At 43.5% G+C, this 26,220-nt stretch carries 15 protein-coding genes; 7 read left to right on the top strand and 8 right to left on the bottom strand.

Annotated elements, in window-relative coordinates; all coding sequences use genetic code 11:
* Positions 1 to 54: 54 nt before the first annotated feature.
* On the top strand, positions 55 to 5,676 hold the full coding sequence (locus ACFQZI_RS07690) for an alpha-2-macroglobulin family protein (RefSeq protein ID WP_377140647.1): 5,622 nt from the start codon (positions 55 to 57) through the stop codon (positions 5,674 to 5,676).
* Positions 5,677 to 5,856: 180 nt separating this feature from the next.
* On the opposite strand, the gene gloA2 is transcribed toward ACFQZI_RS07690, so the two are convergent.
* The 5 genes from gloA2 to ACFQZI_RS07665 all read right to left on the bottom strand — a co-directional run bounded on the left by gloA2 (position 5,857) and on the right by ACFQZI_RS07665 (position 11,348).
* On the bottom strand, positions 5,857 to 6,249 hold the full coding sequence (gloA2, locus tag ACFQZI_RS07685) for an SMU1112c/YaeR family gloxylase I-like metalloprotein (protein ID WP_377140645.1): 393 nt from the start codon (positions 6,247 to 6,249) through the stop codon (positions 5,857 to 5,859).
* 1 nt (position 6,250) lies between these two features.
* Positions 6,251 to 8,476 carry a phosphoribosylformylglycinamidine synthase subunit PurL gene (gene purL / locus ACFQZI_RS07680; protein WP_377140642.1) on the bottom strand — a complete coding sequence of 742 codons (2,226 nt, stop codon included), beginning with the start codon at positions 8,474 to 8,476 and terminating at the stop codon, positions 6,251 to 6,253.
* 182 nt (positions 8,477 to 8,658) lie between these two features.
* On the bottom strand, positions 8,659 to 9,483 hold the full coding sequence (locus ACFQZI_RS07675) for an energy transducer TonB (protein ID WP_377140640.1): 825 nt from the start codon (positions 9,481 to 9,483) through the stop codon (positions 8,659 to 8,661).
* A gap of 172 nt (positions 9,484 to 9,655) precedes the next feature.
* The gene (locus tag ACFQZI_RS07670; RefSeq protein ID WP_377140636.1) at positions 9,656 to 10,237 is read right to left on the bottom strand and encodes a DUF4468 domain-containing protein; all 582 of its coding nucleotides are present in this window, start codon (positions 10,235 to 10,237) and stop codon (positions 9,656 to 9,658) included.
* 67 nt (positions 10,238 to 10,304) lie between these two features.
* Positions 10,305 to 11,348 carry a porin gene (locus tag ACFQZI_RS07665; RefSeq protein ID WP_377140634.1) on the bottom strand — a complete coding sequence of 348 codons (1,044 nt, stop codon included), beginning with the start codon at positions 11,346 to 11,348 and terminating at the stop codon, positions 10,305 to 10,307.
* 567 nt (positions 11,349 to 11,915) lie between these two features.
* Here ACFQZI_RS07665 and ACFQZI_RS07660 point away from each other — a divergent pair.
* The gene (locus tag ACFQZI_RS07660) at positions 11,916 to 14,090 is read left to right on the top strand and encodes a glutamine synthetase III family protein (protein ID WP_377140632.1); all 2,175 of its coding nucleotides are present in this window, start codon (positions 11,916 to 11,918) and stop codon (positions 14,088 to 14,090) included.
* Between the two features lie 42 nt (positions 14,091 to 14,132).
* On the opposite strand, the gene ACFQZI_RS07655 is transcribed toward ACFQZI_RS07660, so the two are convergent.
* Positions 14,133 to 15,911 carry a chloride channel protein gene (locus ACFQZI_RS07655; protein ID WP_377140629.1) on the bottom strand — a complete coding sequence of 593 codons (1,779 nt, stop codon included), beginning with the start codon at positions 15,909 to 15,911 and terminating at the stop codon, positions 14,133 to 14,135.
* Positions 15,912 to 15,979: 68 nt separating this feature from the next.
* Between ACFQZI_RS07655 and ACFQZI_RS07650 the strand changes: the two genes are divergently transcribed.
* Both ACFQZI_RS07650 and ACFQZI_RS07645 read left to right on the top strand, forming a co-directional pair.
* On the top strand, positions 15,980 to 17,161 hold the full coding sequence (locus ACFQZI_RS07650) for an AIR synthase related protein (protein ID WP_377140626.1): 1,182 nt from the start codon (positions 15,980 to 15,982) through the stop codon (positions 17,159 to 17,161).
* A 199-nt stretch (positions 17,162 to 17,360) separates the two neighbouring features.
* Positions 17,361 to 17,864: a sterol desaturase family protein gene (locus tag ACFQZI_RS07645; protein WP_377140624.1), complete on the top strand. Its 504-nt coding sequence runs from the start codon at positions 17,361 to 17,363 to the stop codon at positions 17,862 to 17,864.
* A gap of 70 nt (positions 17,865 to 17,934) precedes the next feature.
* On the opposite strand, the gene ACFQZI_RS07640 is transcribed toward ACFQZI_RS07645, so the two are convergent.
* Together ACFQZI_RS07640 and ACFQZI_RS07635 are read right to left on the bottom strand one after the other, a co-directional pair.
* On the bottom strand, positions 17,935 to 18,519 hold the full coding sequence (locus ACFQZI_RS07640) for a hypothetical protein (RefSeq protein ID WP_377140622.1): 585 nt from the start codon (positions 18,517 to 18,519) through the stop codon (positions 17,935 to 17,937).
* A 37-nt stretch (positions 18,520 to 18,556) separates the two neighbouring features.
* On the bottom strand, positions 18,557 to 21,859 hold the full coding sequence (locus ACFQZI_RS07635) for a TonB-dependent receptor (RefSeq protein ID WP_377140619.1): 3,303 nt from the start codon (positions 21,857 to 21,859) through the stop codon (positions 18,557 to 18,559).
* Between the two features lie 331 nt (positions 21,860 to 22,190).
* On the opposite strand from ACFQZI_RS07635, the gene lpdA reads away from it, so the two are divergent.
* The 3 genes from lpdA (at position 22,191) to ACFQZI_RS07620 (ending at position 26,200) form a co-directional block, all read left to right on the top strand.
* Positions 22,191 to 23,579, top strand: coding sequence for a dihydrolipoyl dehydrogenase (gene lpdA / locus ACFQZI_RS07630; protein ID WP_377140616.1), 1,389 nt, complete (start codon positions 22,191 to 22,193; stop codon positions 23,577 to 23,579).
* 119 nt (positions 23,580 to 23,698) lie between these two features.
* Entirely contained in the window at positions 23,699 to 25,252 is a 1,554-nt protein-coding gene (locus ACFQZI_RS07625) for an FAD-dependent oxidoreductase (RefSeq protein WP_377140613.1), read from the top strand.
* A gap of 12 nt (positions 25,253 to 25,264) precedes the next feature.
* A complete protein-coding gene (locus tag ACFQZI_RS07620; RefSeq protein WP_377140610.1) occupies positions 25,265 to 26,200 on the top strand; it encodes an MBL fold metallo-hydrolase in 936 nt (311 codons plus the stop codon).
* Positions 26,201 to 26,220 lie beyond the last annotated feature (20 nt).

The following is a 26,220-nucleotide window of genomic DNA, read 5'->3' as shown; positions in this document are numbered from 1 at the left end:
GTATATAATTTTGCTAAAAGTTTTATAAATTCATAGCCATTTACCAACCTGTCTATGAATTACTTTGCCAACCTTTTCCGTTCACGAAAGGGACAGATAGTTGTATCTGTATCATTAATATTAATTGCCTTAGTTATCTTTTTTGCCAGGCAGCACCAACGCAACAAGCAACTAAAAGTTGATGCTGCTTTCGGTAAGTACATCGAATCGTACACCACAGGAGTCATCTCTAAACAAAGCACTATTCGAATAAAATTGGCCGGCGAAGTACAGGTATCGCATGCGCAGAACGAACAATTAAAAGACGGCATCTTCGATTTCTCTCCATCTATAAAAGGTAAAGCCTACTGGATAGACGACCGCACCGTTGAGTTTCGCCCGGCAGAAGTTTTAGACATCGACAAAAAATACACTGCTGATTTTAACCTCGGCAAAATAATTAAGGTAGAAAGCGATTACGAGCACTTCAAATTCGGTTTCCAAACCATTAAACCCGACTTCAGTATAACATTCGCCGGGTTACAGAGCGAAAGCGCTACATCCGGCCAAAACATGAAACTCATAGGCAATATTCAAACGGCTGACGGTGAAGAGCAGGCAGCTATAGAAAAACTACTGGATGTACAATATGCAAGTCCGGTGAAAGTAAGCTGGCAGCATAACACAGTCGCTAAGTCGCATCAGTTCACCATCACTAAAATTACCCGCACTAATACCGCTAATGCGCTCACCGTAAACTGGGATGGCGACAAACTGAATATCGACAAAAAAGGCAACCAGGAATTCCGCGTGCCCGCGCTGGGCGAGTTTAAGGTACTGGATATAAAGGCCGTACAAGATAACGACCAATATGTATCCGTACAATTTTCTGACCCTATTATGGTCGGTCAGGACCTGAGCGGTTTAATAGGCATCAATAATTCATCAGACCTCGCCTACACCATCGATGGTAGTATTGTAAAGGTTTATGCCCCCGAGCGCATGCAGGGCAACTTCAGCGTTTTTGTGAATGAGGGCGTAGAAGACATTTATCACAGAAAGATCAAGACCGGCTTTACTGCCAACGTATTTTTTGAGAACCGCGAACCGGCGGTGACCATCCCCGGCAAGGGTGTTATCCTGCCGGATTCAGGTAAGTTGATGATGCCTTTTGAGGCTGTTAACCTCAATGCGGTGGATGTAACCATCATTAAAATTTACGAGAACAACGTTCCCCAATACTTTCAGAACAACGGTTTTGACGGTGGTTACGAACTGCGCCATGTAGGCAAGCCCATTGTACAAAAAACGATCCGTTTAGATACCGACAAAGGATTGAACCTCAGCAAAAAGAACCGCTTTATGTTGGATGTTGACCAACTGATGCGTGCTGAGCCGGGTGCAATTTATAGGGTGGTGATAGGTTTCAGGAAAGATTATTCGCTGTACAATTGCAGCGCAGGCAAACTTGTGGCTAAAAGTAGTGACGACGATGAGTACGGTGACGAAGGTGGCGAATACGCAGGGGACAATACCAGCAAAGTGAACGACGAGGATGATGAGTTTTGGCAGCGTTACGATAATTATTATCCTGAAGGCTACAACTGGCAGGAACGTAACGACCCATGCACCGAATCGTACTTTAGCAAGCAGCGATGGGCAACGCGTAATATCATCGCATCAAACATTGGCCTGATTGCCAAACGCGGCAACGATAATACTATGACCATTGCGGTAACCAATATCCTGAGCGCCGAACCGATGAGCGGCGTTGAACTGGAACTTTTGGATTACCAGAAACAGGTAATCTTTAAAACGACATCAGATGGCGACGGAATGGCTACATTCAGCCTTAAACGCAAGCCTTACCTATTGGTTGCTAAGCAGGGTAAAGAACGCGGATACCTCAAACTGGATGATGGTAGCTCCCTCCCGCTATCGCGCTTTAATGTTGGTGGTGAGCAGGTACAGAACGGCCTGAAAGGGTTCCTTTACGGCGAACGCGGTGTATGGCGCCCGGGCGATTCCATTTTTACAACTTTTATTCTTGAAGATAAACTGAAAACCCTGCCGGCAGACCACCCGGTTGAGTTTGAATTATATAATCCAAACGGGCAATTGTACAAACGTATCACCCGCACAAGCTCGGTTGACGGTTTCTATAGCTTCCATGTTGCTACCGAAACATCTTCGCCAACAGGAAACTGGAACGCGCGTGTAAAAGTAGGCGGGGCTACCTTCGAGAAGAAGATAAAGGTGGAAACCATAATGCCAAACCGCCTCAAATTAAAGCTTGATTTTGGCAACGCTACTGAACTAACAAAAGGAAGCGGCGCGAATGGTACACTTAGCGCTCAATGGCTATTCGGCGGCATTGCACAAAACTTAAATGCCAAGGTAGATGCCTTCCTGTCATCGCAAACAACAAGCTTTAAGGGCTACGAAGACTATAATTTCGACGACCCTACCCTTGCGTTCAACACGCAAACACAAACCGTTTTTGAAGGCAAGTTGAATGAGAATGGCGTAGCATCGGTAAACACTAATATCAACGTGGAAAAGCAAGCGCCGGGACAACTGCGCGCCAACTTTGTGGTGAAAGTATTTGAGCCGGGCGGCAACTTTAGCTTGCAGCAGGCAAGTATGCCATACAACGTATATGATGGCTACGTAGGCATTAAAACACCAAAAGGCAGCGATTTAAGCGGCATGCTAGTGACCGATAAAAATCACAACATCGAGATTGCCGACGTAGATGTGAAAGGACACGCTTTTGCAGGTACCCGCAATGTGGAGCTTGAGCTTTACAAAATACAATGGCGCTGGTGGTGGGACGAAAGCGGAAACGAGCTAAGCAACTTTACGCAAGACCGTTACAACAAACTCATTAAAACAGCCAATGTGCAGTTGGTAAATGGTAAAGGCAACTGGAACCTGAAAATTAACCAGGCAGATTGGGGCCGTTACCTCATCCGGATAAAAGACCCGCAAACCGGGCACTCTACAGGTAAAATAATTTATGCCGATTGGCCAAACTGGTCGGAGCGTTTGCAAAATACCGACCCTACCGAGGCGGCAATGCTTTCCTTTACTTCTGACAAACCGAATTACAAGGTTGGCGAAGAAGCTACCCTCACCATCCCGACAGGTGGCGATGGCCGTGCATTGATCAGTTTTGAGAATGGCAGCAAAGTTTTAAAAACCGTGTGGATAGACACCAAAAAAGGCGAAACACGCTACAGCTTTAAGGTTGATGAAACCATGGCGCCAAACGTTTTTGTGAACGTAACGCTGCTGCAGCGCCATGCACAAACGGTAAACGATCTGCCTATCCGCATGTATGGCGCTATCCCGCTGGTGGTAGATGATCCCGAGACGATCCTGAAACCCGTTATCAGCATGCCAGATAAAATAAGGCCCGAAACACAATCGGCCATTACTGTGTCTGAAGCCTCGGGCAAGGAGATGACGTACACTATTGCCATTGTAGATGAAGGCTTGCTGGATATAACCAATTACAAAACGCCCGATCCACATGATGCTTTCTACGCCCGCGAAGCCCTCGGCGTTAAAACCTGGGATTTGTTCGACTACGTGATAGGCGCGTTTGGTGGCGGACTCGAACGCATCCTGAGTATTGGTGGTGATGGCACAAACGGAACAAACAAAAACGTATCGGTTAACCGCTTTAAACCTGTTGTGAAATTCCTTGGGCCTTTCCATTTGGCTGCAGGCGATAAGCAAACAACCAAATTTACGCTACCGCAATACGTAGGCTCTGTTAAGGCCATGGTTATTGCGGGGCACAACGGCGCTTATGGTATGGCCGAAAAGGCCGTTGCTGTAAAAAAACCATTAATGATACTGGCTACCTTGCCGCGCGTGTTAGGCCCTACCGAAAGTATCAAACTTCCGGTTACCGTTTTCGCGATGGAGAACAACATAAAATCTGTTAATGTGCAGGTGCAATCTAACGCGTTCAGCAACTTAATGGGTAACAACAGCAAGGTGGTGACCTTCGCCAAACCCGGCGACCAATTGGTTACGTTCAACCTTAATGTGAAAGATTTTGTAGGCGTTGGCAGGGTGAAGATCATCGCAAAAGCCGGTGGCGAAACCGCGGCTTATGATGTGGAATTAAATGTACGCAACCCTAATCCGCCTGTTACCCGCATCTTCGAAAAAGAACTTACATCGGGCGCAATGTACGGCGCTATATATAATGCAATAGGCATTAATGGCACCAACAAGGCATCTTTAGAGGTGTCCAGTATTCCGCCGTTAAACCTGGCTAAGCGTTTGGGCTACCTTATCACCTACCCTCATGGTTGTGTGGAGCAGACTACTTCGGCCGCGTTCCCGCAATTGTATCTAAGCCAGTTGCTTGATCTTTCGCCAAGGCAAAAAGCGGAAAGCGAGCGGAACATCAAGCTTGCCATAAACCGCTTAAACGGATTTAGGGTACCGGGCGGCGGCCTGAGCTACTGGCCTGATGGCGGGCAGCCCGACGAATGGGGCACCAACTATGCCGGGCATTTCCTGCTCTCGGCACAGGCAAAGGGCTATAGCTTACCATCCGGGTTTATCGACGAATGGAAGAAATTTCAGAAACAAAAAGCCGTAAACTGGTCGCCCGACCCACGTACTAATATCCATGGCTATTATTACTACACCGACCTGGTGCAGGCTTATCGTTTATACCTGCTTGCATTAGCAGGCGCGCCAGAATTGGGCGCCATGAACCGCTTGCGCGAATACCAATACATTAGCGTGGAAGCCCGCTGGCGTTTGGCAGCGGCCTACAAACTGGCAGGCCAGCCGGAGATAGGTTTACGGATGATAGCCGGGCTACCTACTACCATTAAGCCGTATAGCAGCATGTACGGCACATACGGCTCAGATCTTCGTGATGAAGCCATGATACTGGAAACCCTTACCCTGCTTGGCCAACAGCAAAAGGCCTCGGGCATGGTACGCTCAGTAGCGGCCAAACTATCGCAAGATAGCTGGTATAGCACGCAAACCACCGCCTATTCGCTCATCGCCATAGCTCAATACTGCGGTGTGAACAAAAGCGGCGGTAAGTTATCGTTTAACTATAACGCTGGTGCGTCAAAGGGTAATATCAGTTCGCAATCGTACCTGTGGCAGCAGCAAATAGCGGCCAATGGTGGCAAGGTTACCATGAAAAACACAGGCAGTAATAAGCTTTATGTTCGGTTAATTCAACAAGGGCAGCCGTCATCCGGGCAGGATGTTAAAACCTACGTTAACCCGGATGTGATGCAAATGCGTGTGGCGTATTTTACCCTCGGCGGCAAAACCATCGACCCAACCTCCCTTAAACAAGGCAGCGATTTTGTGGCCCAGGTAACCATAAAAAACCCGGGCAAACGCGGCAGGTACGATAATTTGGCGCTAACGCAGATCTTCCCATCCGGATGGGAAATATTGAACAGCCGAATGCTGAATAACGATGAGGCCTTTAAGTCTTCACCATCCGATTACCGCGACATCCGCGACGACCGGGTGAATACTTATTTCAGTTTAGCCGAAGGCAAAGAGGTTGTTTACTACGTGATGCTAAATGCTGCTTACGCTGGTAAATATTACCTGCCTGCCACCTATTGCGAAGCCATGTATAACCATGATATTAACGCGCTGATAAAAGGCCAATGGGTTGAGGTGGTGAAATAGGACGACAGAGATTAGTGGTTGGAGATTGGAGATTAGGTTTAAATCGTCATTCGAACGAGCGAGGCCAAGGCTTGTGTGCTGGCGCAACGAGAAATCTTCTACACGGGATTAGCAGATTGTAGAAGGGTTCTCCTCTCTACCGCTCGTTAGAAATGACTTTGAAAATTAATCAAGAAAGTATTACCCCTCATACAACTCCAGCGGCAGGCCGTCGGGGTCTGTAAAGAACGTAAAGCGTTTGCCGGTGGTTTCGTCAATACGGATGGGTTCGGTGATCACCTGGCATTCGTTCAGGTGGAATACGGCCTCTTCAATATTGTTTACCTCGAAAGCTAAATGGCGAAGGCCAAGCGCTTCCGGTTGGGAAGGGCGCGTAGGCGGAGGGCCGGGGAACGAAAAAAGCTCGATCTGATATAGTCCGTTGACTTCCAGATCGAGCTTGTATGATTTACGGGCTTCACGGTAAACCTCCCGGATTGCCGTAAAGCCTAATACCTCAGTATAAAATTTTTTAGAGCGTTCATAATCTGAACAGATGATAGCAATGTGATGTATCCTGTTCAGCTTTAACATATTATTCGCCTAAAATTACATGCAGTACATTATCATGTACCATTTTAATATCGGTGATGTTACCAAAAAGTTCATCATCAACAGTAGTGTTACCAATGCCGTTAACGGTGCCTAACAGGCTAAACTCAACCTCGCTGGTAGCCATCATTTCTATAAAGCGTTCCTGATCATCAGGCGCAACGGTTACTACTACCCTACCTTGTGCCTCGCCAAACAAGAAAGCGTCTTTACGGATGCTGCTATCACTCTCAATGTCAAAACCTAAGCCGTTTGGCATAGCAGATTCAACCAGCGCCATATATAAACCGCCATCAGCCACATCATGTGCCGATTGTACAACTTTATGTTTGATGAGTTCTTTGATCACCTGGTGCATCGCGTATTCCTTATCCAGGTCAAAATAAGGCGCAGGCGCTTTTAAAATTTTGTGATAAGATGCCAGGTACTGCGAAGAAGCAATGTCATTTTGCGATTCGCCAACTAAATAAATTAAGTCGCCCGGCTGTTTAAAGTCAAGCGTCATTAAGTTACTTTGGTCATCCATTACACCCAACATACCAATAGTTGGCGTGGGGAATACCGGGCCCTCATCAGATGACTGATTGTAGAAGCTTACGTTACCACCTGTTACCGGTGTCTCAAATTTTGTACAAGCCTCGCCCATCCCTTTAATAGCTCCAACAAACTGCCAGTAAACTTCGGGCACGTAAGGGTTACCAAAGTTTAAACAGTTGGTTATTGCAACCGGCTCGCCACCCGCACAGGTAATGTTACGTGCAGCCTCGGCAACGGCTATAGCGGTACCCTTTTGAGGATCGGCAAATACATAGCGCGAGTTACAATCACAGGTAAGCACAATAGCTTTATCGGTATCCTTAACAGCCACAACTGCCGCGTCGCTTGGGCGGTTGGTGGTCATGGTTGCAGTACCTATCATAGAATCATATTGGTCAGTTACCCAACGTTTTGATGCCAGGTTGGCATGACCTATCAGGTGCTCGGCCACGTCAACTAAGTTGGCAGGCTCGGCAACATCTTCTATCTTAAATTTTTGGTTCTCGGCAAAGTAAACAGGCTCTCGGTATTCGCGTTGGTAAACCGGAGCACCGCCGCCTAAAACAAGGTCGTCAGCAGGTACATCGGCAACTTTTTCGCCATTCATAAAATACTCCAGGCGTTTGGTATCGGTAACCTCGCCAATAATAGCGCAGTTAAGGTCCCATTTATCAAACACAGCCTCAACCAACGCTTCTTTACCTTTTTCAACCACGATAAGCATGCGCTCCTGAGATTCGGAAAGCAAGATCTCGTATGGTTTCATGTTTTCCTGGCGCATAGGTACACGATCTAAATGAATGATCATACCGTGCTCGCCTTTGGCGCTCATTTCGGAGTTTGAGCAGATAATACCTGCCGCACCCATATCCTGCATACCAATTACAGCACCTGTTTTAATAACTTCAAGCGTAGCTTCTAACAGCAATTTTTCCTGGAACGGGTCGCCCACCTGTACGGCCGGCAGATCATTCACCGAATCCTCGGTTATATCTTTCGACGCGAAGGCCGCACCATGTATACCATCCTTACCTGTGGCCGAACCAACTATATAAACCGGGTTCCCTACACCATATGATGTAGCAGAAACAGTTTCGCCTTCTTTAACAATACCTGCCGAAAACGCGTTCACCAGCGGGTTGATATTGTAACACTCATCAAAAAAAAGCTCGCCGCCAACGGTTGGGATACCAAAGGCATTCCCATAATGGCTGATGCCTTTTACCACACCTTTTACCAGCCATTTGGTTTTATCGAGGCTCAGGTCGCCAAAGCGAAGAGAGTTCATCTGCGCGATAGGCCTTGCACCCATGGTAAATATATCGCGGTTTATACCGCCCACACCTGTTGCAGCGCCCTGGTATGGCTCAAGCGCAGATGGGTGGTTGTGTGATTCTATTTTAAAAGCGCATCCTACACCGCCGCCAAGGTCAACCAATCCGGCGTTTTCTTCACCTGCCTTAGCCAGCATACGCGGGCCATCTTTTGGAAGTGTTTTAAGCCAGGTGATAGAGTTTTTGTATGAGCAATGCTCGCTCCACATTACCGCGAAGATAGATAGTTCGGTAAAGTTGGGCACGCGGCCTAATATTTCCTGTATACGTGTATATTCTTCGGGTAAAAGTCCCAGATCGCGGGCGGTTTCAACGGTGGTTAATTCCTGGTTCTCCAATGTGTTGTGTTTTATGTTGAAAGGATGCGCAAAATTAGCAAAAAAGGCTAAAAGCCGAAAGTTTAAAGCAGAAAGCTTTGGGAAAAGTAGCGGAATACAGGCAGGCGAAAGTTAGGGCCAAAAAAATGGCGATAGGTACACCTATCGCCATAAACACATCTACCACAAATCACTTATCTTTCTCACTCAGCCATCTGGAAATTCATTGGTATAGTATATCTAACCCTAACCGCGTTACCATTTTGATAACCGGGCCTCCAGGGCTTGGCTAATTTAAGCACGCGGATGGCTTCTTCGTCCATTCCATAACCCGCTCCTTTAATAACGGTGATATCTGTTAAGTGCCCGTCTTTTTCAACCACAAAGCTAACGGTTACCCGGCCGCCAACACCCGCATCCTGGGCCTGGGCAGGAAACTTTAGATTCTTGTTTAAGAATTTAGACCAGGCGTCTACCCCACCTATAGGCGACGGCATGGACTCCACAGTAACGTACTCCTTTTCATCTGTAACACTTGGTTCAACCCCGGTACCATTTAACATGCCCGGGCCCGGATCAGGCATTTGCTCCTGCCCGCCCTTGCCTTCAGTGGTAACAGACGAAACTTCTTTGCCTTCCAGTTCATCTATTTTTGGCGGGTTGGTTGCCATTTCATCCGGTGTTACTTTAAACGCCGTATATTTTATAGTTGATGCTGCCGGCTGAGGTTTTGCAGCTGCGGGCTTTTCAACAACAGGCTCAACCTTTTTGTCTGGTTTTACCGGCAGCGGTTGTATTGGAATGTCGTCTATTACATGAATTACTTCACTGTCACCCGGAACTTTCCCTACCGCATAAGTGTACGTTACGGATGCAGCTACGATGGTGGTAATGGCTATGGCAATAGCCTTTAACATGGTACTACCATAATGTTGCCTTAGTTCGAATGCGCCGTAAGATTTGTTCCTGCCGGCAAATACAAGCTCGATCCAATCGGGATTGTATAAATTAAGTTTTGTGTTTAGCATAGCGTTTAAAATTATATTTTACTAATTAACGCATTTGCCAAACAAAAAGTTGCATAATATCCAACTTTTACCAAATAATAAATTGAACATACAATTAAATGCAATTTTTATATTGCAAATAACCATTCGTTAAAAATTATATTTGGTTAAATCAATCTAATAGCGGTACAGACTACCAGTTTTGAGTAGAGATTTTTTTTACGGCGTCTTTTTTTACAATTACAGGCAGCTTATCAATCGCCGTTTTAAGTTTGGAACCTGTTGCTATGCTGAATGCAGCAACCTGATCGAGGTAATTATCGGCGTCTTTTTTGCCATATTTGCCTTCCATTTTCTCTAAAGGGACTTCTATCCCGGGGATGGATACCATATTGCCGAAGCGGTCGCGCTGGTAGGGTTTAAAAACAAAGTTACTGATGCGGTAGCGGTAACGGCCATCCTTGGTTTGAATGTTTAAGGTATAGCTTATCTCGCCAGCCTCTTTACGCATAAGCGATACGCCGTTATATACCAAAAACCTGCCAGATGTATTCAGTGTATTTTCGGCCTGGCCTTTTGCGGGTTTGGTTGCTGTATTTAAAGAAGCTGCAAACCCCCAAGCCCTGTTATATAAGGTATCGGCAGTTAAGGCAGGTTTATCAATAACCCGGTAATAGATATAGTTATTACCTTCATCAAAGGCTAACGAATCTTTTTGCGCGAATGCTAGCTGCGCGCACAATAAACAAACCAGGCTAAAGAATATTCTTTTCATGTTATAAAGATAAGGCATCCATATTATATACGGATGCCTTATAAAATCAAATCGTTTAAGTTTTAGGTTAGAATGCGTATACTGCCGCAATCAGGAATTGCGATGCGTTTTTAGTTGGTGCGCCACTTTTATTGATGAAGCCATCGTTTATGTCTTTATTGTTATCTAACCTAAACTCAGGGATAACAGTTAACGGACCAGCTTTTATATTAGCAGTTAAGGTAGTTGCAAATACCGAGCTGCCGGGTGCCGGGCCTGCTGTTAAATATGAACCATTCTTAGTTTTAAAATATTCGCCCCTTAAACCAAAGGTTACATCTTTAGATACAGCAAGCTGCGGGTATAAGGCCACACCTGTAAAGCCGCCTGTACCGGCTACCTCGGCTGGTTTAAATGTAGCGGCATTTAAGCCCAACTTAAAGGCATTTGTTATTTGATAACTGGTGGTCAAATCAAACTCGGTGCCCGATAGTTTACCTGTTAAAAGGTTCAGGTATGCGGTCCAGCCTTTAACAGGTGCTACCATTAATTGCGCGCCAAAAGTGTTTACCTGGTCTACCGAAGTATAAGCATTCCACGAATCGTTAAAGATGCCCGCCATTAAGCTCACCTTATCGGTAAAGGCGTACGTTGCTTTAAAACCCGGGTTTTGGAACGGGCCGTTGGTAAACAGGTACGAAGTTGAATAGTTAAAGTTACCCACCGGGCTAATAACCTCGTAACCCATAAATGTTGCCATATAACCACCTGTTAAGTTAAACTTATCGGTTACATCATATGACACGTACAGGTTTTGAATATGAAAGCTATTGCCATCGCTGCCGTTAGGAATAGACTGAGCCTGCCCGCGGGGACCAAAAGATAATTCGCCTACAAAGGAGGCTTTACCTACCTTTTTCTTTAAAGCAAGATCTATCATACCAATTGAAACCGAATTATTATCGGTTGCAAAGCTTGTAGGGATGTTGCTGTGTTTAGAAAAATCGTATTTGTAATAAGTATCAACCGAACCTGATATTACTAAAGGAGGATCGGCTTTGGTAGTGTCCTGCGCATTTGCGGCAAATGCCGTAACAGCAAAAAAGGATAAAAGTAAAAGTCTTTTTTTCATGGATAAGGGATTTAATTGTTTTTAATGTAATTATTGTTAGTTGATTGTTTGTTTATTTAATAAGTATCGCATCATTACCAATAACCATTACTTATAACGCTTATATAATTACTATAATTTTTACATTTATTTAAAAAGTATATAAATAAATAGCATAAACATTATAATTTTCTTATTTAAATATATTTCTATTAATTATTTACTAAATACACAATAAATTTTTATAAAAACAAACATTATTTTCAATAAAATAACAAATAAAATAAAATTTTATTAACATAATTGCGATTTAAATCATTTAAACACAATAAAAAGTTAATAATTAGTAATTAACTAATTAACTAATTAAAATATTATAAAATATAATTTATATTCTTAAATAACATCAAAACCAACTTTATCAAATCAATATTTATATAAATAAGGCTTATTAATATAAACCCTCCTTCAAATTTTCGTTTTTTAACAATTACACCGCGGCTAAAGCGTTGCGAAACATAAATGTTTGCAAAAGGCCCACTATTTTAAATGATTTCATAATTTTGAGCTGAACCAATTATCATTGCCATGCCTAACATCCGTTTTCAGGCCATTACGGCCGTTTTAAACCGAGAAATCCCCGAAACCAAACTACCATCAGCCAAAATATCCGACTACTTTGGTGTAAATGTTTTTGATAAGCAAAAAATGAAGGAGTTTCTTTCAAAAGATGCTTATACCGTAATTATCGATTCAATCGATAACGGTGTACCTATCCCGCGTGATATGGCCGAGCAGGTAGCCTCCTCAATGCGGTCATGGGCAATGGGTAAAGGCGCTACACATTATACGCATTGGTTTCAACCACTTACCGGCACCACTGCCGAAAAACACGATGCTTTTTTTGAGCCAACAGCCGATGGTGGCGCTATAGAACGCTTTAGCGGCGATGCGCTTGCGCAACAAGAGCCCGATGCGTCAAGCTTCCCCAGCGGCGGCATCCGTAACACTTTTGAGGCGCGCGGCTATACGGCCTGGGATCCATCCTCCCCGGCGTTTATTATAGGCCGTACACTTTGTATCCCTACCGTATTTGTATCATATACCGGCGAAGCGCTCGATTATAAAGTACCATTATTAAAAGCGCTGAGTGTTTTAGACAAGGCTGCTGTTGACGTATGCCATTACTTTGATAAAAGCATTGAGAAGGTTAATGCTTCGTTAGGTATAGAGCAGGAATATTTTTTGGTGGATACCGCATTATTTAACGCGCGCCCGGATCTATCGTTGACAGGCCGCACCTTATTTGGCCACATGTCGGCAAAAAACCAACAATTAGAAGATCATTACTTTGGCTCTATACCGGCACGTGTATATGCCTTTATGCAGGATATGGAGACCGAGGCCCTGCAATTAGGAATCCCCTTAAAAACCCGTCATAATGAGGTCGCGCCGTCGCAGTTTGAGTGCGCCCCGGTTTATGAAGAAATAAACCTGGCTATTGACCATAACCAGCTATTGATGGATATTATGGACCGCGTGGCCAACCGCCATCATTTCAAAGTATTATTACACGAAAAGCCCTATGCGGGCATAAACGGTTCTGGTAAACACAATAACTGGTCGCTAATAACTAATACAGGTAAAAACCTGTTATCGCCGGGTAAAACGCCTAAGAACAACCTGATGTTCCTGACGTTTTTTGTGAATACCATCAAAGCCGTGCATGATAATGCCGACCTGTTACGTGCATCCATCGCTTCGGTAAACAACGACCACCGACTGGGCGCTAACGAGGCCCCTCCTGCCATTATATCGATATTTTTAGGTAGCCAGCTGAGCGAGGTGCTTGATGAGATAGATACATCTCGCCTGAGCAAAAAAATTAAGGAAGAAAATTCGCTTTGGCAGGGCATCCCTAAAATACCGCAGATCTTAAAAGACAATACCGACCGTAACCGCACCTCTCCTTTCGCTTTTACCGGTAATAAATTTGAGTTACGTGCGGTAGGCTCGTCGGCAAATTCTGCCAGCCCCATGACGGTACTTAACCTGATCATGGCCGACCAATTGAAAAAGTTTAAGACCGACGTTGATAAGCTGATCAAAAAGGGCGAGAAAAAAGATGTAGCCCTGATGACCATCATCAAACGCTATATTAAAGAATCGAGAAACATCCGCTTTGAAGGCAACGGCTACAGCGAAGAATGGGAGAAAGAGGCGGAAGCACGCGGTTTAGCTAACATTAAAACCACACCCAAAGCGCTCGACGCTTTTATATCTGAAAAAGCCGAAACACTTTTTACAGAAACAGGCGTATTCACCAAACGCGAAGCACACGCCCGCCACGAAATATTGCTGGATAGCTTTTATAAAAAACTACAGATAGAAGCCCGGGTAATTGGTGAGTTGGTAATGAATATTATTATACCTGCAGCCATAGAATATCAATCGAAACTAATAGAGAACGTTAAGGGTTTAAAAGAAATTGGCATGGATCCATCCACCTACGAGGCCCAGATGGATATCATCAGCAAAATCGCGGAACACATTAATTTCACGAAAACCAATGTGGAACAGATGATAAATGAACGCAAACTGGCCAATAAGATTGACGACCTGCGCCAGCGCGCGATAGATTACGACGAGAAGGTAAAGAGCTACTTTCAACCTATCCGTTACCATGTAGATAAGCTGGAACAACTGGTTGACGACTCACTTTGGCCACTGCCTAAATTTAGGGAGTTGCTGTTTATAAAGTAATATAAAAGAAACGCCGGGCGATTGCCCGGCGTTTCTTTTATATTATCTCGCGAAAATATCAGCCTGCTTATGCTGGCTGATAATTACTTCGCGGTATTTATTGAGCAAAGCCGATTTAGACACAAACCCTATAAACTTATCATCCTTAATAACAGGAAGCTGCCAAACATCCAACCCGTCAAACATATCCATTACGTCGCTTATAGGTTCGCCATAATGTATTATTGCAGGTGGTGCAACCATTATGTCGGCAACGGTATCTTCTTGCTGTACGATTTCAAACAAATGCTTCCGTATCTCATCCATCCAAACAACCCCCTCCAGCTGGCCGTGTTTGCTTAACACCGCAAAGATGTTTGCTTTACTATTTGATAGGATAGTGTAAAAATCGCTGACCGGCATCTCCTTACTGATCACCTTAAAATCGTGGTTGATAATACTATCCAGTGATATTTGATTTAACATACCGTAGTCCTGGCCGGGGTGTATATTTTTTTCATGAATGAGCTCGTGCCAGTACATATTATGCTTGCTAAAAACACGGGAGATGATATATGATATAGCCGATACGATCATGAGCGGGATAAAAAGGATGTAACCTCCGGTTATTTCGGCTATTAAAAAGATGGATGTCAGCGGCGCATGTAAAACACCGCTTAGCGCCCCCGCCATGCCTACGGCAATAAAATTACTGATATTTAAATGCACTAACCCGGTCTGGTTTACCGCAAAAGCTACAAATAAGCCCAGGAACGCGCCTGTAAACATGGTTGGCGCGAACGTACCGCCGTTACCGCCCGAACCAATGGTAATACCCGCGGCCACTATCTTCATTAAAATAAGCGCGGCAATAAATAGCAGCATTAGCCACGGATTTGATAACCACTGGCTAAAAAATGACTCTTCTTTAAGCGCGTCAATATTACCGTTCAATATCTCCTGGAGGTAGTGGTAGCCTTCGCCAAATAAGGCGGGAAATATCATCAGGATAAAACCTAATATCAGGCCGCCGCCAATAGCGCGTACGTAACGGTTCTGATTAGTAAAAATCCCCTTCTCGAGTTTACCCGCAACTTTTGTTATGTAAACAGCGATCCATCCGCAAAGCAAACCCAAAATAACATAAAACGGCAGGGCTGTCATTACCCAACCATCGGTAACCAGGTGGAAGAGCTGGCGCGAATACAGCACCTTGGCCACAACCACACCTGTGGCAGATGCAATAAGTAAAGGGATAAAAGTTGGAATAGTGATCTCTCCTATCAAGATCTCCAATGCGAACAAAACACCCGCAATGGGGCTGTTAAACACCGCCGCAATACCCGCCGATGCCCCGGCGGCTATCAGCACCGTTTTTTCGTACGGGCTAAGGTTAAATAACTTACCCACGTTAGAACCTATGGCCGAGCCGGTACAAACAATGGGCGCCTCTAAGCCCGATGAACCGCCAAACCCCACGGTAAGCGAGCTTGTTATTAAATGCGAATAAATATTATTTGACCGGATGTTGGAGCGGTTCTTTTTAATGTTGATCAGTATGTTACCTATCCCCTTTTGTATTTTATCACGATTGATGAGGTGTTGCCAGGCTACAGTAAGCAAGATACCAACAGCAGGCAAAAACACATATATAATATGGTAAGGCAGGTGCGATGATATATTACGGCTTAGCTCCTCCATTAGGTGCACCAGGTATTTTAATGCCACAGCCGCAAGGCCGCCAATAAGGCCTACAGCAACACTGCAATAAATTAAAAAGTTGCGTTGGGTATTCTTTTTTAATCGCCAGCGGGCAATTTTATAACTGATAGATTTTAACATAGGAGTGCGCAGAAGTGGCAATGTAATAATTTTAACGCTTAAAATATTTGTAAGCAGTATATTTGCCCATGACTTCTCCGCAAAGATATGATCAACGGGGCGTTTCTGCATCAAAAGATGATGTACATAATGCCATTAAAAACATTGATAAAGGGATCTTCCCGAAAGCTTTCTGCAAAATTGTACCCGATATTTTAACTAACGACCCTGAGTATTGCAATATTATGCATGCTGATGGCGCAGGTACAAAATCATCTCTAGCGTATACTTACTGGAAAGAAACCGGCGATATATCTGTATGGCGGGGTATTGCACAGGATGCCATTATCATGAACCTGGACGACCTGCTTTGCGTGGGCGCTACTGATAACATCCTGCTATCATCAACCATTGGCCGTAATAAAAACCTGATACCGGGCGAAGTTATCGCAGCTATCATAAACGGCACCGAAGAAATTTTAGCCGAACTGCGTAATGCAGGGATAGGAATCTACTCTACCGGCGGCGAAACTGCCGACGTGGGCGATTTGGTACGTACCATCATAGTAGACAGCACCGTTACCTGCCGCATGAAACGTGCCGATGTAATTTCAAACGACCGTATTAAACCCGGCGATGTTATAGTGGGGCTTGCATCATACGGGCAAGCTACCTACGAAAAAGAATATAATGGCGGCATGGGTTCAAACGGCCTTACATCTGCCCGCCACGATGTGTTTAATAAAAACATCGCCAATAAATATAGCGAAAGCTTTGACTCTGCAGTTCCCCAAGAACTGGTATTTAGCGGCAGCAAGACACTCACCGATAAAATTGAGATCGGCAATGGCGAAACTGTTACCGCGGGTAAACTGGTATTATCGGCAACACGCACCTATGCCCCCATCATCAAAACCATTTTAGATAAGTATCGCGCACAGGTAAACGGTATGGTGCATTGCAGCGGCGGGGCGCAAACTAAAGTATTACACTTTATTGATAACCTGCACATCATAAAAGATAACCTGTTCCCGATTCCTCCTTTGTTCAAACTTATCCAGGAAGAATCCAATACCGACTGGCAGGAAATGTACAAAGTATTTAACATGGGCCACCGTATGGAACTTTATGTACCCGAAGAGATAACTGATGACATCATAGCTATTTCAAAAAGCTTTAATGTAGATGCGCAAATTATTGGGCGTGTAGAAGCTGCTGATAAAAAGCAGGTAACGGTGGTATCGGAATTTGGGCAGTTTGAATATGAATAGTAATTAACTTATCATGTTAAAATTCCTGTCAGAACAATCGTCCGCTATATTATTGATGATATTTCTGATAGAAAATTGTCTTGTAACACTATTAGCTTTATTTGCTGGTTGGCTTACTCAGAAGTTAACCTCGAAGCATGTCGAACCGCCCAACCGTAATGAGGTTCTTGTTTGCATCATAACAAATCTGATCAACACTTTGATCACTTTCGCAGGCTTTAAGTTATGGCAAACGGGAGCCTTAACTTTCCGCTTTGATATAAATTGGATTATAGTTATCGATTTTGCATTTTTATTTATAGCGATGGATCTGGCTATGTATGTTTTGCATTATTGCATCCATCATTCAGCTATTTACAATACTATTCATAAATTCCACCATTATTACAGCCACCCAAAACCTATAGATCTTTTTGTTTTGCATCCGTTGGAAACTGTTAGTTTCGGTTTACTGTGGCTTTGTATTATTAGCGTTTACGCTTTTAACTTCTATGCTGTTATTATTTATTTAACGGCAAATGTAGTCTTTGGTATTGCCGGCCATTTGGGTACCGAACCTTTATCAGATAGAGCAAGAAACAGTATATGGTTCAAGTATCTCGGGTCATCAACATTTCATCATAATCATCATACTGATATTACCTATAATTACGGCTTTTATACCAACATCTGGGACAGGTTATTTAAAACATATAAACCTTAATCTCCGAAAAACAAGCACAAAAAAAAGCCTCCCAAATTGGGAGGCTTTTTTTATTATTTAAAACTTCATATTACTTAGTTACTAAGAATGAGTTTTGAGTAAACACTGATGATTTACTTCCATCTTTATTGTAAGCGTAAGCTTTTACGTTGTAAGTTTTACCAACCGTTAAACCAAGTGAACTTAATTTAAGCGTGATAGTACCGGCATATACTAAAGTATTAGGATATGTGGTTGATTGCTCAACAGCAGAAATAGTATGAACAACCACTGCAGCTTTTGCAGGTGTTGTTTCGGTAGCCGGTACAGCAGGTGTCGATGTAACATCATTACCGTTCCACGACGTAAAGTTTACGGTAGATTTTAGCACCGGTGCGGGAGTTACAGGCGGGGTTCCGGCTGCAGGTTGTTGTTCGTAAAACTCCAGTTTAAAAGCACCGGTTTGCTGGTTAGTAAGTGTTGCACCAAAGTTTACCTGCAAATAATTTGCAGTACTACCGCTAATGATGAATGGCCCTACTTGCTGATAGCCAAGGCTGCTTAATTGAATGGCTGGCAGCTTTGGTTCGATAGCGTCAACATCGGCTTTTTTTGTACAGCTAAACACGGTTAATGTAACCAGGGCAGCTAATACGATATTTATATATTTTTTCATTGTAATTATTTTAATGTTTAACAATATCAACTGTTGATTAGAAAATGTACTTAGCACCAATCAATAAGCTCCAGGTAGTAGCTGATGTAGCATCAACATATGGAGTGTTAACCAGTTTACCGTTAAGCTGACGCATGTTGTATGACGGAACATTTGTAGTTGCATCTGTACTTAAGTAAGTAAGCGGGTTAGCAAAGGTGATCTGTTTTTGGATACCCCAGTATTTGTTAAGCAAGTTTGGCAGGTTTAATACAGTTGCGCTTAACTGTAATGTATGTTTCTGACCGCCGGCCATGATGTAAAAATCTTGTAAGATGTTTGCATCTATACGGTTGTACCATGGTAAGAAAGCAGCATTCCTTTGCGCGTATTTACCCCTGTTAGCATTTAAGTAAGGAGTGTTTTTGATGAATTGCTCTAAAGCAGCAGCTTGTTGTTGCGGGGTGTAAGTGTAAGTTACGCCGTTAACAGTAGCATTGTATTGAGTGAAAGTAATTTCGCTCGCTTTTTTAGGAATGTACATTAAGTCAGCAGATACACCATCACCATTTAAGTCGCCGTTAACAGTGTAGCTGATAGGGGTTGTACCACCTGCCTGGCCCTGGTAAAATAAACCAATGGTTGTAGCAGCATGGTTTAAGTAATTAAACCTGTACGATGCAGAAGCAACTATACGGTGAGGAACATAAAAGTTAGTATAACCTGTTTCAACATCGTTAGTAGTACCAACGTTTGCAGTTGATGACCATACGTTTGTTGCAGTTGTACCTACAGTAGAGAATGCTTCTTTAGCCTGGGTGTAAGTATAGGCTGCAGTTGCAGTAAACCCACCTTTAAATTGTTTAGCGATTTGCGCGGTTAACGAAGTAGCGTAACCTTTGTTAGTGTTCTCTAATACGATAGCCGAGCTAAGTGCAGGGTATATAGACCTGTCTGCAGCGTTACCTGTGTAGCGAACACGTGTCAGGTCGCCTTCAACTAAAATACCGGTAGGGTCTTTTAAGTTAGCGTTACGCATTCTAACAGCATTGATATCTTTAGTATATAAACCTTCCAAAGTAGCAGTGAAGCCATTACCAAGGTTTTTCTCTACCGCTAAGTTAGTTCTGAAAACCTGTGGGAATTTAAAGTTACGATCTATTAATACAGTAGCCGATTGGATAGCTGTACCAGCAGTTTGCGGGAACAGGTTGGCGTAAGTTGTTGGATCCGGGTTTAACTTAATATCAGCAAGTTGTGCCGGGGTAGCAACACCACCAAAGTTATACATGGCGCTGTTACTTGGGTTGTTGGTTAAGAAAACGTAAGGAATTTTACCTGTGAAGATACCGGTACCACCACGGATAACCAATGATTTATCTTCAAGCAATGCCCAACGGAAACCTACCCTTGGCGATAACAAGATAGGTGATTTTGGCCATAAGCCAGAGTTGTATGAAGTAGGCACACCTTTAGAGTTCGGCAATATCAACGCGGTCATTTGCGGGTTTTCTATTGGGTTCTCTAAGTAGATGCTCTTATCGGCACGGATACCGTAAGTAAATTTAAAGTCCGGGCTTACAGCGTATTCGTCTTGTACGTATGCGCTGATAGTACCAACTTTTAAGTTAGCCGAGAAAACTTTATCAACACCCGGTACCAACGAGTAGTTGTAAGTAAATTGAATGGGTGCCCTGTCATTCAAGAAATCATCTAATGAATTGTAGATGTATGAACCCGCTGCACCCGGCATAAACGCGTTACCTACCCTTTGGTACTCGTAGTTAATACCACCTGTAATGGTGTGTTTACCTGCGTAGTAAGTTAAGTTGTCGTAAACGCTGTAGGTATTGTCAACAACCTCGTTGTTTTTTGTGTAAGGGTCAGAACCTGCAGTAATGTAGTTGCTACCTAAACCATTGTAGATATCAATAGTTGGGAATAATGCACCTTTGCTGGTACGTGGGTTATCGTATTTTTTGAAGGTAGCTAACAACTGGTTAGAGAATTTAGAGCTGATGCTGCTGTTTAACTCTATTGTACCGGTGTTAACTTTGTTTAAGAAACCATAGTTTGAGTTAGCAAACGCAATTGACTGGTTGCTGTAACGCGCGTTAACCAAACCACCACTACCACGGGTAGTAGATACACCTGTAGCTGTATTTGTAAAGGTATAAGATCCGTTGTTTGGTGTACTTGTACCATTAACTGTTTGATCGCTGGTTGCATTTAAATGGCTGTATTTAACAGTCAACTTGTTTTTATCGTTGATGTTCCAGTCCAGTTTAAGTAAATACTTGGTGTTTTTGTTGTTAAACGCGTCAAAGTTATCAAAACCACCTGTTTCATAACCAAACTTAGTTTTCAGGTAATCAGACACTTTTTGAAGATCGGCAACCGGTGTTGCTGATGGCGTACCATTACCCGAACCACCTGCCGGAGAAAACGCTATACCCGGAGAGGTTGCGGTTTCTTTTTCGAAGTTAGCGAAGAAGAATAATTTGTTTTTGATGATAGGGCCGCCAAAAGTAGCACCGTAAGTTTTGGTACTTGCTTTAGCTACGTTAGCACCAATAAAATTATCGCCAATGTAGTTACCGTTAAAAGATTGGTTTTTGTAGTAAGTATAAGCCGAACCGTGGAATGTGTTGGTACCGCTTTTGGTAGTAGCGTATATACCTGCACCGGTAAAGCCTGACTGTCTAACGTCAAACGGAGCGATATTAATAGAAAGCTCGTCGTAAGTTTCGATAGAAATAGGCTGTGCACCACCACCCGGTAAAAGGTCTGATGATGTACCAAAGGTATTGTTAAGGTTTGCACCATCAACAGTTACACTGTTTAAACGCGCGTCGCGGCCTGCAAAGCTCGAACCTGATGACTGTGGTGTTAAACGGGTAAAATCTGTAATGCTACGAGAAAAAGTAGGCAGGGTTGAAAGTGCTGTTCTGTTCACGTTTGTACTTGCGCCTGCTTTAGCAGTAGAAATGCGCCTTGTTGCAGTAATGTTTACAGCCTGTAACTCTAAACCTGTTTCGCTAAGGGTTGAGTTAAAGATGTAAGGCTGGCCTAATTGTAAAGTAATGTCGCTTGCGGTTGCTTTATTAAAACCAATAAAGCTTACCTCAACCGTGTAAGGGCCACCAACGCGCATACCCGGGATGTTAAACAAACCGTCTTTGTTTGAAGCGGCAGTGTAAACAGTTCCTGATGGAAGGTGAGTTGCCTTAATGGTTGCGCCGGGCAAAGTAACGCCCTTAGCATCTTTAATTGTTCCTGACATACTACTTGATGTTACCTGTGCAAAGGCAACAACCGCAGTAAACAAGAAGATGATTGAGAGAAGTAAATGTTTTCTCATACTTGTTTTTTTAATTTAACTGTTAAGTGATTTAATCGTTAGTGAATTAATGGCGCAAAGATATATATTACAGCTGTTTAGTATATTAAGTTTATGTTAACAATAATTATATATTTTTCAACACTTTACACCTTATTTAAGCAATAATGAAATTTTGATGAATTTCTGCTATAATATTTGCATTATGAGTGTCATTTTTTATAATAATTAACTTAAATATCACCTAATTACTTTAAATTATAAGCTTCATTTCTAAATCAATTCCCATTTTTCATTTACACTGGTTTTTAGTTAGCTTTGGCATTCCAAAATCATAAAAGATACATACTATATGGATTACGATTTAATTGTTATTGGTTCGGGCCCGGGCGGCTATGTAGCTGCTATCCGCGCATCGCAATTGGGTTTAAAAACCGCTATTGTAGAAAAAGAATCGCTTGGGGGCATATGCCTTAACTGGGGTTGTATCCCTACTAAAGCTTTATTAAAAAGCGCCCAGGTTTTTGAATATTTAAACCATGCTGCCGACTATGGTATTAAAACCAGCGGCGGCGAGGTTGATTTTGAAGCCGTTGTAAAACGCAGCCGCGGCGTTGCCGATGGCATGAGTAAAGGCGTACAGTTCTTGATGAAGAAAAACAAGATCGACGTGATTATCGGCTACGGCTCGTTAAAATCAAAAGGCACCGTTGCTGTTAAGCTTGCAGATGGCTCTACAAAGGATTTTACCGCTACCAACATCATATTGGCAACAGGTGGCCGCTCGCGCGAGTTACCTAACCTTAAACAGGATGGTAAAAAGGTAATTGGTTACCGCCAGGCCATGATATTACCACAGCAACCTAAATCAATGGTTGTGGTGGGCTCAGGCGCTATAGGTATTGAGTTTGCTTATTTTTACAACGCTATTGGTACAAAAGTTACTGTGGTAGAGTATTTAGATAACATCGTTCCGTTAGAGGACGAAGAGATCTCAAAAGGCTTGTTACGTATCTTAAAAAAACAGGGCATCAACATCATGACCGGTTCTACCGTTGAGTCTGTTGATACCAATGGCGAAGGCTGCCGTGTTAACGTAAAAACCGCTAATGGCAACCAGGTGCTTGAGGCCGACATTGTATTATCGGCAATAGGTGTCTCTACCAACATCGAAGGCATAGGCCTTGAAGAGAACGGTGTTAAAACCGACAAAGGCAAGGTTTTAGTTGATGATTTTTACAAAACAAACGTTGAAGGCGTTTACGCTATCGGCGATATTGTTAAAGGCCAGGCTTTGGCACACGTTGCATCTGCCGAGGGTATTATTTGTGTAGAAAAGATAGCGGGTAAAAACCCCGAGCCTTTAGATTATAATAACATCCCGGGCTGTACTTATTGCTCTCCGGAGGTTGCTTCTGTAGGTTATACCGAAAAAGCTGCTAAAGAAGCAGGGTACGAAGTTAAGGTGGGTAAGTTCCCGTTCTCGGCATCGGGTAAGGCAAGTGCTGCCGGCGCTAAAGATGGTTTTGTAAAGGTTATTTTTGATGCTAAATACGGCGAATTCCTGGGAGCGCATATGCTGGGCCTTAACGTTACAGAAATGATTGCCGAGGTTGTTACCGCACGCAAGCTGGAAACTACCGGTCACGATATTATTAAATCGGTACACCCTCACCCTACCATGAGCGAGGCTGTTATGGAAGCCGCTGCTGATGCATACGGCGAAGTAATTCACTTGTAGTAAATATTTTTAACCTATAGTATTAGGATGGCATCACATTTGTATTAAATGTGGTGCCTTACATATCAAGGCCGCCCCGGTATACCGGGGCGGTTTTTTTATTTAAAAATCTGTATGCTATGGAAAAAATCAACACTACACGACAACAAACTTTACGGGATAGCGAAACGCTTAGTCCCTGGCAAAAGGGCAGTTTTACGCTTAACGCTACAACAGATAAAATCACCGGAGAGACTGTTTATGATGCCCTCGTAGTTGGCGGTGGCATCACAGGTTTAACCACTGCCCTGCTGCTTCAAAAACAGGGTAAACAAACCATTCTGGCCGAGGCAAGAACCATTGGTTTTGGCACTACAGGCGGCACAAGCGCACACTTAAATACATTTTTTGACGCTACCTATGCCGATGTAGAAAGCGATTTTAGCGAGGCGGATGCTAAACTACTTGCCAATTGCGGCAAAGAGGCATTTAGTATGATCAGGGATCTATCCCAGGATCATAATATAGCCTGCGATCTCGAAATAAAAGACGGCTACCTGTACGCGGAAACCGACGAAGAGGTTAAGATACTTGACGACATCCTTACTGCTTCACAAAAGGCAGGAATAGAAGTTTTTGAAGCCGATGACAACGGTGTTAAAGTGCCGTTTAAAAAATCGATCGTATTTAAAAAGCAGGGGCAGTTTCATCCGCTTAAGTATATATATGGTTTGGCAAAAGCATTTATTGAAGCGGGCGGCGTTCTGTTAGAGGACACATTTATCAGGGAAACATCTTTTGCTGATGGGGTACATTTAGCCAAGGGGGATAGTGTTACCATAAAAGCCAAAAATTTGGTTTACGCTACCCACCTTCCACCGGGAATTAATGTTTTCGATTTTAACTGCGCGCCCTACCGTAGCTATGTAATTGGTGTAAAACTAAAGAACGAGGCCGATTACCCGGATTGTTTATCCTATGATTCTAAGGAGCCGTATCATTATTTCCGCGGCCATACCGTTGATGGCCAAAAATACTTACTGGTTGGCGGCGAAGATCATAAAACCGGCCACGAAGATCCTGATGCTGCCTTTGATACGTTAGAAAAATATATTCGTAATTATTATGATGTTGACGAAGTGGCGTTTAAATGGTCGTCTCAATATTACGTCCCAACAGATCAGTTACCATTTATAGGGCAAATGCCCATGGGCGACGATAATCTTTATATGGCTACGGGCTACAATGGCAACGGCATGATGTTCGGTACCATCGCGGGTAAAATGATTAGTGATGCGATACTGGGCAAGGAAAATGAATATGCAGATCTGTTCAATCCTTCGCGCATTAAGCCTGTAGCAGGGTTTATGGATTTTGTTAAAGAGAACGCTGATGTTGCCTACCGTTTTGTAGCGGATAGGATCAGCGCCGAGTCGATCAACTCATTAAAGGATCTTGAATCAGATACCGGCACCATAGTAAAGTATGAGGGAGAAAAGCTTGCAGTATACAAAGATGCTGATGGCAAAATAACCGCCTTAAACCCTACATGCACTCATGCCGGCTGTATTGTATGTTTTAACCACGCCGAAAAAAGCTGGGATTGCCCCTGCCATGGCGGCCGATTTGACATTGACGGAAAAGTACTTACCGGCCCGCCAAGAATGGATTTACAGAAAGTAGATATAGAATAGAAATATATAGTTATGACCCAAGTTGAAACAGAAAAAGATAACCAGTCTGGTTACTTCAAAATAGCAACCGGCGTGTGGGGGCTTAAAACGCTATTTGTAAACGTTTACTTTGTAGCCATTAATAAAAACGAATGGGTGTTGGTAGATACAGGGCTTAAAGGCTACTCACAATATATTAAAGATACTGCGCAAGAGCTTTTTGGTAATAACCCGCCAAAGGCAATTATACTTACCCACGGGCACTTCGATCATACCGGCAATATATTGGAGTTGTTAAAAGCCTGGGATGTACCGGTATTTGCACACCCGTTGGAGATACCTTATTTAAACGGAGTTTCATCTTACCCACCACCCGACCCTACCGTTGGTGGCGGATTAATGAGCCTGATGTCGGTAGTTTATCCACGGAAGTCAATCGATTTGAATGGCTCCTTAAAGGTGCTGCAAAACGATAATAATATCCCGGTTTTACCAGGTTGGCAATATATCCATACGCCGGGCCACGCTCCGGGGCATATAGCGCTTTTTAGGGAAAAAGACAGGCTGCTGTTAGCCGGAGATGCATTTGTTACTACTAAACAAGAGTCGGCCTTTTCGATAGCCATGCAATCAGAGATCGTATCCGGTCCTCCCAAATACTTCACTTACGATTGGGGCGCGGCAAAGCAGTCGGTAAAAAAATTATATAATTTAAATCCGGCTATTGCTGCAACCGGCCACGGCAGACCAATGGTTGGCGAGGAGCTTGCCGAAGGGCTTAAAAGTTTGGTTGAAAATTTTGACAGGGTAGCCATCCCAAGCAGCGGCCGATATGTTAAGCGCCCCGCTAAAACAAATAAACGTGGCGTATTGTACACCCCGCCTAAATTGGTCAACAAAACACTAATTGCTTCGGTAATTGCAGTTGCAGGCATATTGACTTTTACAATTGTCAGGAATTTGAAGTAATAAAAAAAGAGCCGCACAAA

Origin of the sequence: Mucilaginibacter lutimaris, from assembly GCF_042676625.1 — a bacterium.
GTDB classification, from domain to species: Bacteria; Bacteroidota; Bacteroidia; order Sphingobacteriales; family Sphingobacteriaceae; genus Mucilaginibacter; species Mucilaginibacter lutimaris.
Note: the sequence above shows the minus strand (reverse complement) of the source record. Positions and strands in the feature narration are given on the sequence as shown.

Bases quoted from the DNA above. Each gene is read 5' to 3' on its own strand.
- ACFQZI_RS07670 (WP_377140636.1), bottom strand. From the start codon at position 10,237: ATGAAAAGAATATTCTTTAGCCTGGTTTGTTTATTGTGCGCGCAGCTA.
- ACFQZI_RS07625 (WP_377140613.1), top strand. From the start codon at position 23,699: ATGGAAAAAATCAACACTACACGACAACAAACTTTACGGGATAGCGAA.
- ACFQZI_RS07640 (WP_377140622.1), bottom strand. From the start codon at position 18,519: ATGAAAAAATATATAAATATCGTATTAGCTGCCCTGGTTACATTAACC.
- lpdA (WP_377140616.1), top strand. From the start codon at position 22,191: ATGGATTACGATTTAATTGTTATTGGTTCGGGCCCGGGCGGCTATGTA.
- ACFQZI_RS07690 (WP_377140647.1), top strand. From the start codon at position 55: ATGAATTACTTTGCCAACCTTTTCCGTTCACGAAAGGGACAGATAGTT.
- gloA2 (WP_377140645.1), bottom strand. From the start codon at position 6,249: ATGTTAAAGCTGAACAGGATACATCACATTGCTATCATCTGTTCAGAT.
- ACFQZI_RS07650 (WP_377140626.1), top strand. From the start codon at position 15,980: ATGACTTCTCCGCAAAGATATGATCAACGGGGCGTTTCTGCATCAAAA.
- ACFQZI_RS07620 (WP_377140610.1), top strand. From the start codon at position 25,265: ATGACCCAAGTTGAAACAGAAAAAGATAACCAGTCTGGTTACTTCAAA.
- ACFQZI_RS07635 (WP_377140619.1), bottom strand. From the start codon at position 21,859: ATGAGAAAACATTTACTTCTCTCAATCATCTTCTTGTTTACTGCGGTT.
- ACFQZI_RS07665 (WP_377140634.1), bottom strand. From the start codon at position 11,348: ATGAAAAAAAGACTTTTACTTTTATCCTTTTTTGCTGTTACGGCATTT.
- ACFQZI_RS07660 (WP_377140632.1), top strand. From the start codon at position 11,916: ATGCCTAACATCCGTTTTCAGGCCATTACGGCCGTTTTAAACCGAGAA.
- ACFQZI_RS07675 (WP_377140640.1), bottom strand. From the start codon at position 9,483: ATGCTAAACACAAAACTTAATTTATACAATCCCGATTGGATCGAGCTT.
- ACFQZI_RS07655 (WP_377140629.1), bottom strand. From the start codon at position 15,911: ATGTTAAAATCTATCAGTTATAAAATTGCCCGCTGGCGATTAAAAAAG.